Below are 15383 nucleotides of genomic sequence, written 5' to 3' on the forward strand. Positions count from 1 at the left end.
TAGTTAACCCAAGTTTGTCATCATGATGTGATACATTATCGCACTTTAAATAAACTGCCTTTAACTAGGGGCAATAACCACAAACGTTAGAAATGATCTGATATTGAACATGTGTTAAGTCTAATTTGGGACTTACCAATTTCGATAAAACAAATTTTAGGTCGTTCTAATGATTAACTTTCTTTGAGCAAGTTATGGAAAATTTTGAAGTTATAAAAGCACTGTTTTTAGGCTTTGTCGAAGGCTTAACTGAATTTTTACCTATCTCGAGTACAGGCCATTTAATTTTATTTGGTCATATTATCGATTTCCACTCAGACGGCGGTCGTGTATTTGAGGTCGTAATCCAGTTAGGTGCTATTTTGGCAGTGTGCTGGTTATACCGACAAAAAATTATTAACTTGATTAAGGGATTCTTTAGCGGTGATGTGGAGTCACGTCATTTTGCGATTAGTGTGCTTATTGCATTCTTTCCAGCAGTCATTATTGGTGTTCTAGCTGTCGACTTTATTAAAAGTGTTCTATTTAGCCCAATTGTGGTTGCGATTGCCTTAATTGTCGGCGCCCTGATCATTTTCTGGGTTGAATCTAGACAGTTTGAACATAAGACACTTGATGCAACTAAAATTACTTTTAAACAAGCACTTTTAGTAGGTCTTGCTCAGTGTGTGGCGATGATTCCGGGAACTTCGCGTTCAGGCGCAACAATTGTAGGCGGAATGTTTGCAGGTTTATCACGCAAAGCTGCTACAGAGTTTTCTTTCTTCCTTGCTATGCCGACCATGCTGGGGGCTGCGACTTTTGACTTGATTAAAAATGCTGACGTATTGACCTCAGACAATATGGTTAATATTGGGGTGGGATTCGTTGCTGCTTTTATTGCCGCGCTGTTTGTTGTAAAAGCATTGGTACTGTTTGTAGAACGTCACACTTTACGTGTATTTGCTTGGTACCGAATTGTCCTCGGTGTAATTATTTTGATTGCAGCAATGTTCTTTAATTTATCGGCTTAAATAGCCTGATAAAGTGAAAAAACCTAGAATGCTCTAGGTTTTTTTATGCCTAAAAATTGATTTGGATTGCCTATTTATACAAAGTAAACGTAAGACAGATGTTTTCATTTTGGGTTCATTGTTATATTGACTATTAGATTATCTCTCACAATAAAACTATGCCGCAAAATCATCTTACAGAACATTTGGTCGATGCATTTTTGCACTTGGCTCCAGCAGAAGGCCTCTATCCTACTTTTATTTCTAATATCACTTTAATGCGTGTAGATCATTCCACACCACCTATTGCCGTGCTGCAAGAACCCTCAATTGTTTTAGTGATACAGGGGTTAAAGCGCGGATATATTGGTAAAGAAATCTTTCAGTTTCAACAAGGACAGTGCTTATTTATCTCAATTGCAATACCGTTTGATTGCGATACTGTAGTTGAAAATAATGAACCCATGTTGGCAATCGCAATAAAGTTTGAACCACAAATGATAGCTGATCTCATTACTAAAATGGATAAACAGCAACAAGTGGTTACTGAAGATGCTCATTCAAAAGATTTAAAATTAAGCTGTGGGCTTAGAGTGATTGACATGAATGCCACCATTTCAGATGTTGCTCTCAGATTGCTCAATTTACTTCGTTCTAAACAAGATACTTTTATATTGGGTGAGCAAGTTAAAAGAGAATTGGTTTATCGTGTGGTGCAGGCTTCAGGCGGCAATCTAGTCGAGAGCTTATCGGCTATGGCAAGTCGAAATGGCGTGATTTACACCATTTGTGAAATTATTCAACGTGATTATTATCATAACTTAACGGTTCAAGAGTTGGCGAAACAAGCGGGCATGAGCATATCGCTTTTTCATCAAACTTTTAAAAAGGTGACGAATTATTCGCCCTTACAGTACATCAAAATTACTCGGTTACATAAGGCACGCGAGTTAATCACGAACAATAAAATGGGAGTCGCAGAAGCCGCCTATGAAGTTGGATATGTTAGTGCTTCTCAATTTAGCCGAGAATTTAAGCGACTGTTTGGAGTTCCACCCAAGTCTTCAATTATTTAACGTAGATTAGTATTTTGAAATATAAATCAAACATGGAGCATTATATGACCCTTCCAACAACCATGAAAATTATTGAAATTACGGCTCCTGGTGGACCTGAGGTTCTAAAAGTTCAAGATGCAAATATTCCAGCACCTCAAGCAGATGAAGTCTTAATTGAGGTAAAGGCTGCTGGAATTAACCGCCCTGATGTATTGCAGCGTATGGGTTTATATCCAATGCCTAAAGGTGTTACTCAAATACCCGGACTTGAAGTCGCTGGTGTCGTGGTTGCTGTAGGTGAACAAGTCGATCAATTCAAGGTTGGAGATAAAGTTTGCGCCCTAACAAATGGCGGTGGTTATGCTGAGTACTGTGCGGTAACAGCAACTCAAGTATTACCAATTCCTGAAAATTTATCTTTTACACAAGCTGCTGCGATTCCGGAAACATTTTTTACGGTTTGGGCAAACCTATTTGATATTGGCCGTTTAAAGAAACATGAAACTGCATTGATTCACGGTGGGGCAAGTGGTATTGGAACCACAGCTTTAGCGATTTGCCAAGCTTTAGGGATTAAAACTTTTGCTACGGTTGGTAGTGAAGATAAAATTAAAGCACTCTCTAGTTTCACCACAGCAATTAACTATAAAACCCAAGATTTTGAGCAGGAAGTTTTGAAGCACACTCAAGATCAAGGTGTTGATGTCATTTTAGATATTGTAGGTGGTTCTTATTTCATGAAAAACCTAAATCTATTAAAACGTGATGGCCGATTGGTCATTATTGGTTTTATGGGGGGACGAATCGCAAAAGAATTTGATTTACAAAAACTGATTTTAAAACGTGCCACAATTACGGGTTCAACGATGCGAGCACGTAATAGCCAAGAAAAAGCACAAATTGCCCAATCTTTGAATGAGCATGTGTGGCCATTATTGGCTCAAGGTAAATGTTTACCGCAAATCTATAAATCGTATGCTTTTTCAGATGTACAAAGTGCTCACGCATGTATGGAACAAGGTGATCATATTGGAAAGATCGTTTTAGAAATGAATGCGTAACGCTGTAATCATTGAAGTTTGGGCGAACGACAGGTTCGCCTAAACTGAATTTTATAATTCTAGATTCTGCCTATTTCTCTATAAAAATTGCCAAATTCTATTGGCAGATTGCACCACTTCTATAACTTCACCTATAAATTGAGTAAGAAATAACAATTGGTTTTTACCTTATTTCTTTCCATACTGATGAAAAAGGATAGTAACAATGAATACTGCAAATATTGATGATAAAAATCCTACTCCAGATTTGGCTGAAGATAATGCCTTTTTCCCATCACCTTATTCACTGAGTCAATATACTGCTCCTAAAACCGATTACGATGGTACGACTTATTCAACGCCGTATACAGGCAATAAAAAGGTCTTAATGATTGCAACTGATGAACGTTACATCCAGATGCAAAACGGTAAGTTCTTTTCAACAGGTAACCATCCTGTAGAAATGCTTTTACCGATGTTTCATTTAGATAATGCAGGCTTCGAAATTGATATTGCGACACTTTCAGGAAATCCAGCCAAACTTGAAATGTGGGCAATGCCAAAGCAAGAACAAGTGGTGTTAGATACCTTTCAGAAATATGCAGATAAATTAAAAAATCCGCTAAAACTAGCTGACATTTTAGAAAATGCAGTTGGTGAAAACTCACCCTATGCGGCTGTATTTATTCCGGGTGGGCATGGCGTATTAGCTAAAATTCCACATAGTCTTGAGGTAAAGAAAGTTCTTAAATGGGCGGTTGAACAAGATAAATTTATTATTACGTTATGCCATGGTCCAGCCTCATTACTGGCTGCGGCAGTTAATGAACAGCCAGAAAACTATATTTTTAAAGGCTATCAAATTTGTGTATTCCCTGATTCATTAGATAAAGGAGCAAATATTGATATTGGTTATATGCCTGGAGCTTTACCTTGGTTAGTGGGTGAAAATCTTGAAAAACTCGGTGTAGAAATTTTAAATAAGGGCATTACAGGTCAATGTCATAGAGACCGTAAATTGCTAACTGGTGATAGTCCGCTTGCTTCTAATAATTTAGGGAAACTTGCAGCTGAAACATTGTTGGCTGAAGTGAAGGATTAAGTGATGAAATATGTACGCCCTGCGGGACTCGAACCCACGTCGGTCGCTTAGGAGGCAACTGCTCTATCCAGTTAAGCTAAGGGCGCATAATTTTATGATTATAAACAAAAAAGCTATTGCGAAGGCAATGGCTTTTTTACGTTTTAGTTATTAAAAATTTTGCCAGAGTGGCCAATAAAGATAAAGTTGAACCATTCAACGGTTTCAAACACTTATATCTGTAGAAAAACAGTTTATAAAGCTAAAAAATCACAAAAACTTCATGTTGATCTTTCTATGATCTGAAGCAAAACACGAAAAGATTTAAGACAAGCAATTGAGTAAATGAAACTGTTCCCGAAAGGTTGTTTGTTAAAAATCAGATTTAGCTACCTATAATTCAAAAGGGCATAGCATGAAAAAAATTGATGAACAGGACTTATCTAGAATTATTGAAATGGCATGGGAAGATCGAACCCCATTTGAAGCAATTGAGCGAGAATATGGCTTAAGTGAAAGCGAAGTGATTCGTTTAATGAGATATAACCTGAAAACCAATAGTTTTAAACTTTGGCGTAAACGTATGGCAGGGCGTAAAACTAAACATCAACAATTACGTTCACCAGCCGTTGAACGAGCTTACTGCTCTCGTCAGTATAAATATGCTTAACATCATCATATATAACCAATTGAAATACATCTGATTCAACAATGAAGAGTAGTGTTGAATCAGTTAAAACAATCGCGTGGAATATTTACTTATTTGAGCGAGCCTGTCGTTTACATCTTTCAGAGCAATATTTTACTTCTTCCCAGCAACGCTCCCATTTCTTTCGCCAGTCAAAAGGGCGTTGACAATAGACACATATTTTCTGGGGTAGATGCTGTTTTTTCATGATCTTAAAGCTCATCAAGTTGATGAATAAGTAACTTTGCATGCTGCATGACAGAAGCTTTATCTTTCATACGATCAAGGTTTTTGTAGACCATAGCCATTCTGGGATTTTGACGAAATATGGCCTCATGCTGGCTCATAAAATACCAATACAAGCTGTTAAATGGACAACTGTCTGGTTCAGTTTTTGTTTTGACGTTATATGTACAGTGCTGACAATAATTTGACATTTTATGTATGTAATTACCTGATGCAGCATAGGGTTTACTTGCCATGATGCCGCCATCAGCATACATGGCCATGCCTAATGTATTCGGTAATTCGACCCATTCATAAGCATCTACATAGACAGCTAAATACCATTCGCAAATTTCTGATGGATTTACACCTGCTAAAAGTGCAAAGTTGCCTGTAATCATTAAACGCTGAATATGGTGAGCGTAGCCATGTGCAAAGGTATTTCTGAAACACTCGGCCATACATGCCATTTTTGTATTACCCGTCCAATAATATTGTGGCAGCGGCGTGGTGGCATGAAGGGTATTTTGATCACTATAGTCAGGCATAGATAACCAATATATTCCACGCACATATTCCCGCCACCCTAATATCTGCCGAATAAATCCTTCTACTGCATTTAAGGGAGCCTGTCCGCTGTAATAGGCTGTTTGAGCAGCGTCACACACTTCTTTTGGCAACAACAATCCACAATTTAAATAAGGTGAGAGCAGACTATGAAACATAAAATCTGAACCATAAACCATGGCATCTTGATAATCGCCAAAGTGAGGTAAGATGTTAGAGATAAAATGATCTAGAGCAAGTAGGGCATTTTGACGGGTAGTTGCCCATTGAAAGGAGTTTATATTGCCGATATGTTGTGAAAATTCTTTCTTGACCAGTTGAATAACATCTATATCAATTTGATCATGCTCAAAGGCTAATTTTGATGGCAAAGATGGATTGCCTGACCATGCTTTTCGATTGGCTTGATCAAAGTTCCATTGCCCGCCAACGGGTTGTTGGTCATGCATTAAATAGTGGGTTTGCTTGCGCATTTCTCGATAAAAGTATTCCATTCTTAGCGTTTTATATTTGTTTGCCCATCGCTTGAATTGTTCTACAGTACAAAAGAAGCGATCATCTTCTAGACACATAACAGGTAGTTTTAGCTTGTTAGCCCATGAAGTTTCGATTTCATGTTGTAAGCGATACTCACCACATTGGGTAATGACGAGAGTATTCGCCGAGAAGTGTTGCTGCTGCAAAGCAATAAAGTCGACTAACTTTTTTATATGACTTTCGCGCTTAAATGTGTGATAACGGATTTTCCAGTCTTGTGCTTTTAATTCTTTTGCAAAGTGACGCATTGCACTAAAAATCAGCGCTATTTTTTGTGGATGATGAGCAACATAAGATGTTTCCTCAAGTACTTCAGCCATCAAGATAACGTCTTCATTCCGGTTTAAATACTTGAGCGTTGCGAGTTGGTGATTTAATTGATCACCCAGAATTAAACCAAATCGCATATTTTTGCTTCATGAGATGGAACTAAAGCTAGTCTATATTTTCAGAGATCAATTTTATGTGAAGCAGAGCTTCTAAGTTCATCACGAGTCACTTAGTTATAAAGAGATAGACATAACTTAAAAGCATAGCATGCGTGAATAAAATGTGATTTTAATCAAAAAGATACAAATTAAATAAATTGAAGGTGTTTGCCAATATGCGTAAGATTTTTGAAAAATATGTTTTAAGCTTGATCCTTTTGAAGGAGCTGTAGAGGCTGTCGAAAGGTTCTTCACTCGAGTATATAAATGGATACCAACAACCATCCTATTGCTTATATTTTTCTGCAGCAACAACTTTTGGTTGATGCGAATTTTAATCTACCTTGCCTTGAACAGCAGGAATATGATTTACCTATACAAGCAGACCCTCTAGTAATAGCAAGAGATTTCCAAGAAAGCGAACTTATACCAAATGGATATCAGTTCATACCCATTCGCCAACTCTTACAGTATTGGACTAAATCTCAGTTTGAGCAGGCAAGTCGCGCTTTTCAGTTGCTAGAGTGGCGCCGTAATCATCAGTTTTGTAGTCGTTGCGGACATAAAACCCAGCAGCATAAGACTGAATATTCAATGACTTGTCTAGCATGTAATTTTAATCAATATCCTAGGGTCAATCCTTGTGTAATTACCATTATTACGCGTGGTGAAGACGAGATTTTGCTGGCTAAAAATGCTAGAAATACGAGCCAGATGTACAGTTTAATTGCTGGCTTTGTCGAGGTAGGGGAAACACTAGAAGATGCTGTTCGACGTGAAACATTAGAAGAAGTTGGATTACACATTAAGAATATTCAGTATTTGGCGAGTCAACCATGGCCATTTCCGAGTAACTTAATGTTGGCTTTTAAAGCTGAATATGAAGCGGACGAAATTGAAATTCAGGAGAAAGAACTTAGCGATGCTCAGTTTTTCAAATTTAATCAATTACCTGAAATTCCATTTAAGGGCAGTATTGCTCATGCAATGATTATGCACGTTATTCATGGCACACCTGTCGCTGATGATACGAAGCAGTGGCTTTAAACTGAGATTCAGATATGGCTTTAATCTTATAGTTTTAAATAAAAAAGCCATTGTCTAGACAATGGCTTTTTAGATTTATTTATTCTTCAGGATTCTCAATGGAATCTAGTTTTTTAGGATTTAAATAGTCAAAAAGTACGAGCATTGCAGTAATCCAAATAGGGATCATCATTACTGACTCTTTGAAGCCTTGAGTCCACATAATATAGAGAACCACAGCAATAAACGCTAAAACTAAGTAATTACTAAAAGGCGACCATAACGCTGGAAAAGATGTCTTAATATTCGCGTGCTTAACAAAGCGTCTATACTTCAAATGTGTAATTGATATCATTGCCCAGTTTAGAACAAGTGCACCAACTACAACATACATAAGATGTCCAAGAGCATCTTCAGGTACAAAGTAATTTAAAAGAACACAACCAAAGATTAATAAAGCAGAAAGTAAAACAGCGGGAATAGGAACCCCTTGTTTATTGGTTTTTGCAAAAACTTTTGGTGCATTCCCTTGTTGAGCGAGGCTGTATAGCATACGACTATTTGCAAACATCCCACTGTTATAAACAGATAGAGCAGCAGTTAAAATAATAAAGTTAAGTAAGTGTGCAGCCCAACCAATTCCCATTTGGCTAAAAATCATAACAAATGGACTTTTGTCGAGACCGCCAAGATCTAATTGGTTCCATGGCACTAATGAAAGTAAGATCGCTAGTGAACCGATATAGAAAATCAAAATACGGAAAACGACTTGGTTAATTGCTTTTGGAATCGTTTTTTTCGGATCTTTTGCTTCTGCTGCGGCCATACCAATCAGTTCAATACCACCAAAGGCGAACATCAAGAAAGCCAACATATAGAAGAGGCCGCTAAAGCCATTTGGAAAAAATCCACCATGAGACCAAAGGTTACTAAATGAAATATTTGAGCCTACATCTGCTGTAAATAGCAAATAGAGTCCAAAAACAATCATAGAGATGACCGCAGCAACTTTAATAATAGCGAGCCAGAATTCGGACTCACCATAAAATTTGACGTTTGTTAGGTTAATTGCCGTAATCACGACAAAGAAAAATAAGACAGACGTCCACGCTGGAATATGAGGCCACCAATAATTAATATATTTGGCCACTGCGGTGAGTTCGCTCATCGCAACCAGAACGTAGAGTATCCAATAATTCCATCCGGTTAAAAATCCGGGAAATTTCCCCCAGTATTTATACGCAAAATGGCTGAACGATCCTGCAACAGGTTCTTCAACAATCATTTCTCCCAGGTGGCGCATAATTAAAAAAGCAATTAAGCCACCAATGGCATATCCTAAAATAATGGATGGTCCCGCAGATTGAATCACTTGCGCCGAGCCTAAAAATAATCCGGTACCAATTGCTCCACCCATAGCAATTAATTGGATATGTCGATTTTTTAGTCCTCGTTGAAGTGTAGAAGATTCGTTGGTCAAAGGTCTTCACTCACTATGAATAAGTAAATTATTCTAATAGATGGAGTTATTTTAGCCTAGACTACAAATTAATAAGCAGTGACTGAAAAGTAATTATAAAAACTATTTAAAATCATAATCTTGCTTTTAATATTTCTATTTCGAGTGAAAAGTACTCTAAAAAATATAATTTCAGATAGACTTTTTTTCTTAGATTTTGCTTAGATTAAGTCATTGCAAGAGCATTGTTAAATTCACAAAATATGCTCGCGTCAATACGATTGATGTATAAATCAGATCGCTATCTCTTGACCTTAAAACAATTTAAGATGAAGAGAAGGGTAAAACAAGAATGCTTGTTTTGATATAGAAGAACATAATAGTAAGGATAACAGTTGATATGAGCTCAGTACCGCAAATTAAAATTCCAGCAACTTATATACGTGGTGGAACGAGTAAAGGTGTCTTTTTTAAACTTGATGATTTGCCGGAAAGAGCTCAAGTTGCGGGTCAAGCAAGAGATCAGCTGTTACTACGAGTCATTGGTAGTCCAGATCCTTATGGAAAACAAATTGATGGGATGGGAGGAGCCACTTCGAGTACCAGCAAAACTGTTATTCTCGCTAAAAGTTCTCAGCCAGATCATGATGTCGATTATTTATTTGGTCAGGTTTCAATTGATCAAGCTTTTGTAGATTGGAGTGGTAACTGCGGTAATTTGACTGCTGCTGTTGGTTCTTTTGCGATTTCAAATGGTTTGGTTGGTGCAGATCGTATTCCAGAAAATGGCCTATGCACGGTTCGAATCTGGCAAAAAAATATTCAAAAAACGATTATTGCGCATGTGCCTATTAGCAATGGACAAGTTCAAGAAACTGGCGACTTTGAACTGGATGGAGTGACGTTTCCTGCCGCTGAAGTTCAAATTGAGTTTTTAGACCCAGCCGATGATGGTGAAGACGGCGGCGATATGTTCCCGACAGGAAATATCGTTGATGAATTAGATGTTCCTGATATTGGCCGTTTCCAAGCGACATTCATTAATGCTGGTATTCCAACTATTTTCTTAAATGCAGAAGATTTGGGTTACCAAGGTACAGAATTACAAGATCATATTAATAGTGATGCAACAGCACTAGCACGTTTTGAAAAAATTCGTGCCTATGGCGCGGTACAGATGGGTTTAATAAAAGATATTTCAGAAGCAGCAGCGCGTCAGCACACACCAAAAATTGCTTTTGTTTCTAAACCTAAAAATTATACCGCTTCAAGTGGTAAGTCCGTTTCAGAGAATGACATTGATTTACTGGTTCGTGCTTTGTCGATGGGTAAACTTCACCATGCAATGATGGGAACAGCAGCAGTAGCGATTGGCACGGCAGCTGCCATTCCGGGTACATTGGTAAACCTTGCAGCTGGCGGTGGTGAACGTGAAGCAGTACGCTTTGGTCATCCATCTGGGACATTACGTGTTGGTGCTCAAGCTGAACTTACAAATGGCCAGTGGGTTGTTAAAAAGGCGATTATGAGTCGTAGTGCGCGCGTGTTAATGGAAGGTTGGGTACGCGTTCCGGGTGACAGTTTCTAAAAGTCACTTAAAAATGAAAAAAGCCTCTCCATTTTGTAGAGGCTTTTTTACATGTGCCTTCGAAAACTCATCACGCACTTTTCACAGTGAATCGTGTATGATGTAGCGCATGAATGCTTCAAGACATTCAATAAAATTTCTCTACTGATTTTATCGAGGCGACTGTGTCATCACTCTCTCAAGTTAATGCGGATGTTTTAAAACAAGCTCAACAACGTATTCAACAAGATTTATTGACGACACTGGCCGCCTTTTCAATTCCAGAACCTTTAAAAAGTGCAGTACACCATGCAGTCATGCTTGGTGGAAAACGTGTGCGTCCAGCTTTATGTTATGCCACGGCTTCTTTACAGCCAAATCCGAATTTTGCTGCGGCTCGCCGTGCTGCAGTTGCAGTTGAACTTATTCATTGTTACTCACTAGCACACGATGATTTGCCTTGTATGGATAATGATTTACTGCGTCGTGGTCAGCCGACTTGCCATGTTGCGTTTGGTGAAGATACTGCTTTGCTTGCAGGCGACATTTTACAATCAATGGCTTTTGAGGTTTTAGGGAGCCGTTTGTTCGATGAACAAGGCCAGGGTACCGATGCCGCGATTGTATTAAAACAAATGCAGATTTTAGCAACTGCCAGCTCCAAAATGGTCTCTGGACAGGTTTTAGATTTGCAAGCTGAAGGCAAGCAAATTACTCAAGACGAACTTGAAAATATTCATCGCAATAAAACCGGTGCGCTCATTCAGGCGGCCATTATGATGGGTGCAGTGACTATCTTCTCTGGAACAGATCAAGCAATTCCAAAGTTGCGTCAATATGGGCAGACGATTGGTTTGGCTTTTCAGGTATTAGACGATATTCTCGATATTACTTCGAGTACCGAAACCTTGGGTAAAACCGCAGGTAAGGATGAACAAGTACAAAAATCGACGTACCCAGCCTTAATGGGGCTCGAACAAGCAAAGTCGTATGCTAAAGAGTTGCATGATCAAGCTTTTGAAGCTTTAGCTCATTTTGGTGATGATGCAAAAGAATTAGTAGATATCTCACAATTCCTTTTAGCACGTACCAATTAATAAGATTAAATCAATATTCATAACTTCTATTCATATTCAATGAATAAAGGAGAAAAGAATGAATGGTGCCCAACTTCATCGAAATGCAATTGAAATTGCACGAAATCTTCCCTTTAGTCAACAGTCCCATCCTTTTGGTCCAGACTATGAAGTTTTTAAAATTTTAGAAAAAATATTCATGCTGACCGCAGAAGTAGCTGGCGTCAAAATGATTAATATCAAATGTGATCCTTATAAAAGTCAGGAATATCAGGAGCTCTATTCATTTATTGTTCCGGGCTATCACATGAATAAAAAACACTGGATTTCGATTACACCGCATAAGAACTTAACAAGCGATTTACTTCAAGATTTAATTCGCGACTCTTATGATTTGGTTATAAAAAAACTTCCTTTGAAAGATCAGAAAAAATTAAAAAACCAATAATATAAAACATAAAAAAACGGCGACATAGTGGTCGCCGTTTTGACTTAAATTACGTATTTAAAGTAAATAAATTAATTATGTTTTCCCATAATTCCGCGAATTGTATTTAAAACATCGGCAGGTAAAACCACAGTTTTAGCATTGCTTGATTTCGCCATATCTTGCATCGCTTTTACATACTGTTCACCTAACAGATAAGCAACTGGCGTTTCTTTATCACCCACTGCACTTGTCACCATCTCAATCGCTTTTTGTGAAGCTTCAGCCAAAACAACTTGTGCTTCTGCATCACGGCGAGAGGCTTCCAAGCGACCGTCAGCCTCTAAAATTGCAGCTTGTTTTTCACCATCAGCTCTTGTTACTGTCGCACGGCGTTGACGTTCTGCCGCAGCTTGAGCTTCCATGGCAGCTTGCATGGTAGAAGAGGGTTGAATATCTTGAATTTCAACAGTTTTTAAAGTGATCCCCCAATCTGAAATATCATCAGAAATCGCAGCTTTGAGCTTCGCTTTAATATGATCTCGTGAAGACAAAGCATCATCTAGATCCATTTCACCGACAATAGAACGTAATGAAGTTTGTACAAGGTTTTGAATTGCCCATGTATAGTTTTCAATACCATAAACCGCTTTTTCTGGTGTGGTTAAATTAATATATGCCACAGCGTTCATGAGTAATACAGCATTGTCACGCGTAATCACTTCTTGAGATGGGATATCTAACACAATATCTTTAGTGGTAACTTTATAAGCCACTTCATCGACATAGGGAATCACAAAATTAAGCCCCGGATTAAGGGTAGAATGATATTTCCCTAAACGTTGAACAATCCACTTATAACCCTGAGGAACAATACGAACCCCTTTAAAAATGGTGACAGCCACAAAAGCCAAAAAGGCTAAAACAATAATAGTACCGACTGGCATGAAAATACCCTCTCTTTATCTTTAATGTTTATGAAGTACCATGGGACTGGACAATTAAGTCATTACCCGAAATATCAATAACTCTAACACGATCACCGACTTTGACTGGTGTGGTGCTTCGGCAGTTCCACTCATCGGCCCCTAAAATGGGCATTGGAAAACGAACGATAATTTGATCATGGTCGAGACCGGTTTGAATCACCATACCAATTTGACCAATAGTCGCTTCACGGGGTAATCCCGCTTTAGTTTTATCAATTGATAATGGTTTAATAAATTTGAACCAAAGAATGGTGCATAGCACTGACAGAACTATCCACAATACAATTTGCGTTGTGAGGCTAATATCTGGAAATAACCAGTAGAGAAAGCACACCATAATGGCGGCAATACCAAACCAAAGCGCGGCAAAGGCGGGTAGAATCAGTTCAGAAAGAATAAGTAAGATACCCAATACAAACCAGTGCCAAGGTTGTATAACAAACTCCATAGATCTGCTCTTTTATATATCTTTATGATGGGTAAAAGTGACTCAATATCACTTTTACCACTGTAGCAGATGATAGGGAGTGTGGATAGAAAAAAACCACCTCAATTAGAATTTAGGGCGTGGTGCAGGCTTAAATGCAGCTGGAGATTTTTTGAAGTTCGCAATTGCAGTTTCAACTTGGCGTATTTGTGCTTGAGCTGCTTTTTCACCTTCCAAAATTGCTTGATTACTTGATTTGAGGTCAAGAGTACCTAGATGACCAACTTTAGGTTGAATGACAACATTGGCCTGCTTGAGCTCTTCATTAATACTTTGTTGCCCCATGATATTAATGGTTTGATCCAGTAGTCCCCACATATTGGCTGGGCGATTTCCTGCTGGACGCGCAGAAATATCGACTGCAATGACAATATCTGCACCCATATCACGAGCAGTTTTAACAGGAATTGGGCTAACCAATCCACCATCTACATATTTCTGCTTGCCAATTGTCGCTGGTACAAACACATTTGGAATACTACAAGATGCACGTACGGCTTGGCCTGCATTACCTTTAATGAAGTCAGCTTTTTGACCATTATCAAGGCGTGTTGCCACGGCAGCAAAACGGATTGGGAACTTCTCAATCGGTTTATTGCCTACATTACGGTTAACGTAGTCCTGTAACTTTTGTCCAAGAATAATACCCTGACGATTAAGTGTTAAATCGCGGATATCTGACTCTTGTAACTTCAGCGCTAGACTTTGCAATTGATAAGGCGTTTGTCCACTTGCGTAGATACTTCCAACAAAGCTACCGGCACTGGTACCCGTGACAATTTTAGGTTTAATTCCGTGAGACTCTAAAACCTTAATTACACCAATATGTGAAAATCCTTTTGCTCCACCGCCACCTAAAGCAAGTGCAATCACAGGTTCACGGGCTTTCATTGAGGTTGTCGGTGTTGGTGTTTTGCTAAATTTATCACAGCCAAATAGTGCTAGAGAGATAAATCCAATACTGGCAAATTGAGCAATTTTCATCTTTAAAAATAATCTACGTCGAGATAAATTAAGAGGGCTCATGAGACCAGATTTGCTCAATTTTTGCTAGGTTTTTTTCACTAGATTTTGTAAAGGTTCGGCAAGCCAATTGCGATTTTTAGGTGATATTTTTCCTTCATAACGCTCAAAAATCTTGGTGAGATCTTCATCATAGTTGCCACTTGGGTTTAGGTGACCTAAGCAGTGAATCGTCTTGTGATCATAATCAAAAGAAAACATGACAATGGGAATATTGGCTTTTGCAGCAATATGGTAAAAACCACTTTTCATTTTTTTTGCTTTTTTACGTGTGCCTTCGGGCGCCATTCCAATCCAGATCTTGTCATATTTTTGAATGGTTGCAACGACTTGCTCCGTAAGTCCATTGGCTGTGTCACGTTTAACTGGAATGACTCCAGCCCAATCTAAAGCTCGTTTAAATGGGGGTTTAAAAAGAGCATCTTTACCTAACACCGTAATTTGAATACCTAATCCGAAAATCGCAAGAAATCCATACCATCCATCAATATTGGAAGTATGGGGGGAAATAATCGCCACTGCTTTTGGCAAATTAGGAACTTCACCTTCAATTGTCCAACCTTGCGCTAAAAAAAGTTTTTTAAATAGCGCTCGGCTTAAAGCAGTACCGCGTTGAGGTACTAAATCAGGTAAATTAGGGAAATGTTGATCCATATTTTTTAAATTTTAACTTGTCCTAGTTTTATCTTAATCTTTTGAAATATATGCTTCAT

16 protein-coding genes and 1 tRNA gene are annotated in these 15383 nt (G+C 38.3%); 9 read left to right on the forward strand and 8 right to left on the reverse strand.

Going from position 1 to position 15383, the window contains the following annotated elements; genetic code table 11:
- Positions 1-194: 194 nt before the first annotated feature.
- The 4 genes from J536_RS11275 (at position 195) to hchA (ending at position 4192) form a co-directional block, all read left to right on the forward strand.
- Positions 195-1013, forward strand: a complete 819-nt coding sequence (locus tag J536_RS11275; RefSeq protein ID WP_002116515.1) for an undecaprenyl-diphosphate phosphatase — start codon at positions 195-197, stop codon at positions 1011-1013.
- Between the two features lie 158 nt (positions 1014-1171).
- Entirely contained in the window at positions 1172-2068 is an 897-nt protein-coding gene (locus tag J536_RS11280) for an AraC family transcriptional regulator (protein ID WP_032056654.1), read from the forward strand.
- 32 nt (positions 2069-2100) lie between these two features.
- On the forward strand, positions 2101-3111 hold the full coding sequence (locus J536_RS11285) for an NAD(P)H-quinone oxidoreductase (protein ID WP_081404118.1): 1011 nt from the start codon (positions 2101-2103) through the stop codon (positions 3109-3111).
- Between the two features lie 205 nt (positions 3112-3316).
- Positions 3317-4192 carry a glyoxalase III HchA gene (gene hchA, locus J536_RS11290; RefSeq protein ID WP_005064435.1) on the forward strand — a complete coding sequence of 292 codons (876 nt, stop codon included), beginning with the start codon at positions 3317-3319 and terminating at the stop codon, positions 4190-4192.
- Between the two features lie 13 nt (positions 4193-4205).
- Here hchA and J536_RS11295 read toward each other — a convergent pair.
- Positions 4206-4278 (reverse strand) — tRNA-Arg (locus tag J536_RS11295).
- 308 nt (positions 4279-4586) lie between these two features.
- On the opposite strand from J536_RS11295, the gene J536_RS11300 reads away from it, so the two are divergent.
- On the forward strand, positions 4587-4841 hold the full coding sequence (locus J536_RS11300; RefSeq protein ID WP_017386291.1) for a TIGR03643 family protein: 255 nt from the start codon (positions 4587-4589) through the stop codon (positions 4839-4841).
- Between the two features lie 85 nt (positions 4842-4926).
- Here J536_RS11300 and J536_RS25100 read toward each other — a convergent pair whose 3' ends face one another.
- Positions 4927-5067 (reverse strand): DUF2256 domain-containing protein, encoded by a 141-nt coding sequence (locus J536_RS25100; protein WP_077162469.1) that lies wholly within the window; start codon positions 5065-5067, stop codon positions 4927-4929.
- 4 nt (positions 5068-5071) lie between these two features.
- Positions 5072-6595: a cryptochrome/photolyase family protein gene (locus J536_RS11305; RefSeq protein ID WP_032062937.1), complete on the reverse strand. Its 1524-nt coding sequence runs from the start codon at positions 6593-6595 to the stop codon at positions 5072-5074.
- Positions 6596-6883: 288 nt separating this feature from the next.
- On the opposite strand from J536_RS11305, the gene nudC reads away from it, so the two are divergent.
- The gene (nudC, locus tag J536_RS0104360; protein WP_032062939.1) at positions 6884-7663 is read left to right on the forward strand and encodes an NAD(+) diphosphatase; all 780 of its coding nucleotides are present in this window, start codon (positions 6884-6886) and stop codon (positions 7661-7663) included.
- Between the two features lie 79 nt (positions 7664-7742).
- On the opposite strand, the gene J536_RS11310 is transcribed toward nudC, so the two are convergent.
- Positions 7743-9122: an amino acid permease gene (locus J536_RS11310; RefSeq protein WP_031946772.1), complete on the reverse strand. Its 1380-nt coding sequence runs from the start codon at positions 9120-9122 to the stop codon at positions 7743-7745.
- Positions 9123-9501: 379 nt separating this feature from the next.
- On the opposite strand from J536_RS11310, the gene prpF reads away from it, so the two are divergent.
- From prpF to J536_RS11325, 3 genes are all read left to right on the forward strand, one after another.
- Positions 9502-10689 carry a 2-methylaconitate cis-trans isomerase PrpF gene (gene prpF, locus J536_RS11315; protein WP_032062940.1) on the forward strand — a complete coding sequence of 396 codons (1188 nt, stop codon included), beginning with the start codon at positions 9502-9504 and terminating at the stop codon, positions 10687-10689.
- Between the two features lie 164 nt (positions 10690-10853).
- Complete coding sequence (locus J536_RS11320) at positions 10854-11765, forward strand: polyprenyl synthetase family protein (protein ID WP_014207519.1); 912 nt, start codon at positions 10854-10856, stop codon at positions 11763-11765.
- 58 nt (positions 11766-11823) lie between these two features.
- Entirely contained in the window at positions 11824-12192 is a 369-nt protein-coding gene (locus tag J536_RS11325) for an MmcQ/YjbR family DNA-binding protein (RefSeq protein ID WP_032062942.1), read from the forward strand.
- Positions 12193-12263: 71 nt separating this feature from the next.
- On the opposite strand, the gene J536_RS11330 is transcribed toward J536_RS11325, so the two are convergent.
- The 4 genes from J536_RS11330 to J536_RS11345 form a co-directional block, all read right to left on the reverse strand.
- Complete coding sequence (locus tag J536_RS11330) at positions 12264-13118, reverse strand: SPFH domain-containing protein (protein WP_002116544.1); 855 nt, start codon at positions 13116-13118, stop codon at positions 12264-12266.
- 28 nt (positions 13119-13146) lie between these two features.
- Positions 13147-13608, reverse strand: coding sequence for an NfeD family protein (locus J536_RS11335; RefSeq protein WP_016143172.1), 462 nt, complete (start codon positions 13606-13608; stop codon positions 13147-13149).
- 105 nt (positions 13609-13713) lie between these two features.
- On the reverse strand, positions 13714-14631 hold the full coding sequence (locus J536_RS11340; protein WP_014207516.1) for a patatin-like phospholipase family protein: 918 nt from the start codon (positions 14629-14631) through the stop codon (positions 13714-13716).
- Positions 14632-14697: 66 nt separating this feature from the next.
- Positions 14698-15324, reverse strand: coding sequence for a lysophospholipid acyltransferase family protein (locus J536_RS11345; RefSeq protein ID WP_002116508.1), 627 nt, complete (start codon positions 15322-15324; stop codon positions 14698-14700).
- Positions 15325-15383: the final 59 nt, after the last annotated feature.

The sequence above is a fragment of the Acinetobacter sp. 809848 genome (genome assembly GCF_000581275.1).
Lineage (GTDB): Bacteria > Pseudomonadota > Gammaproteobacteria > Pseudomonadales > Moraxellaceae > Acinetobacter > Acinetobacter pittii.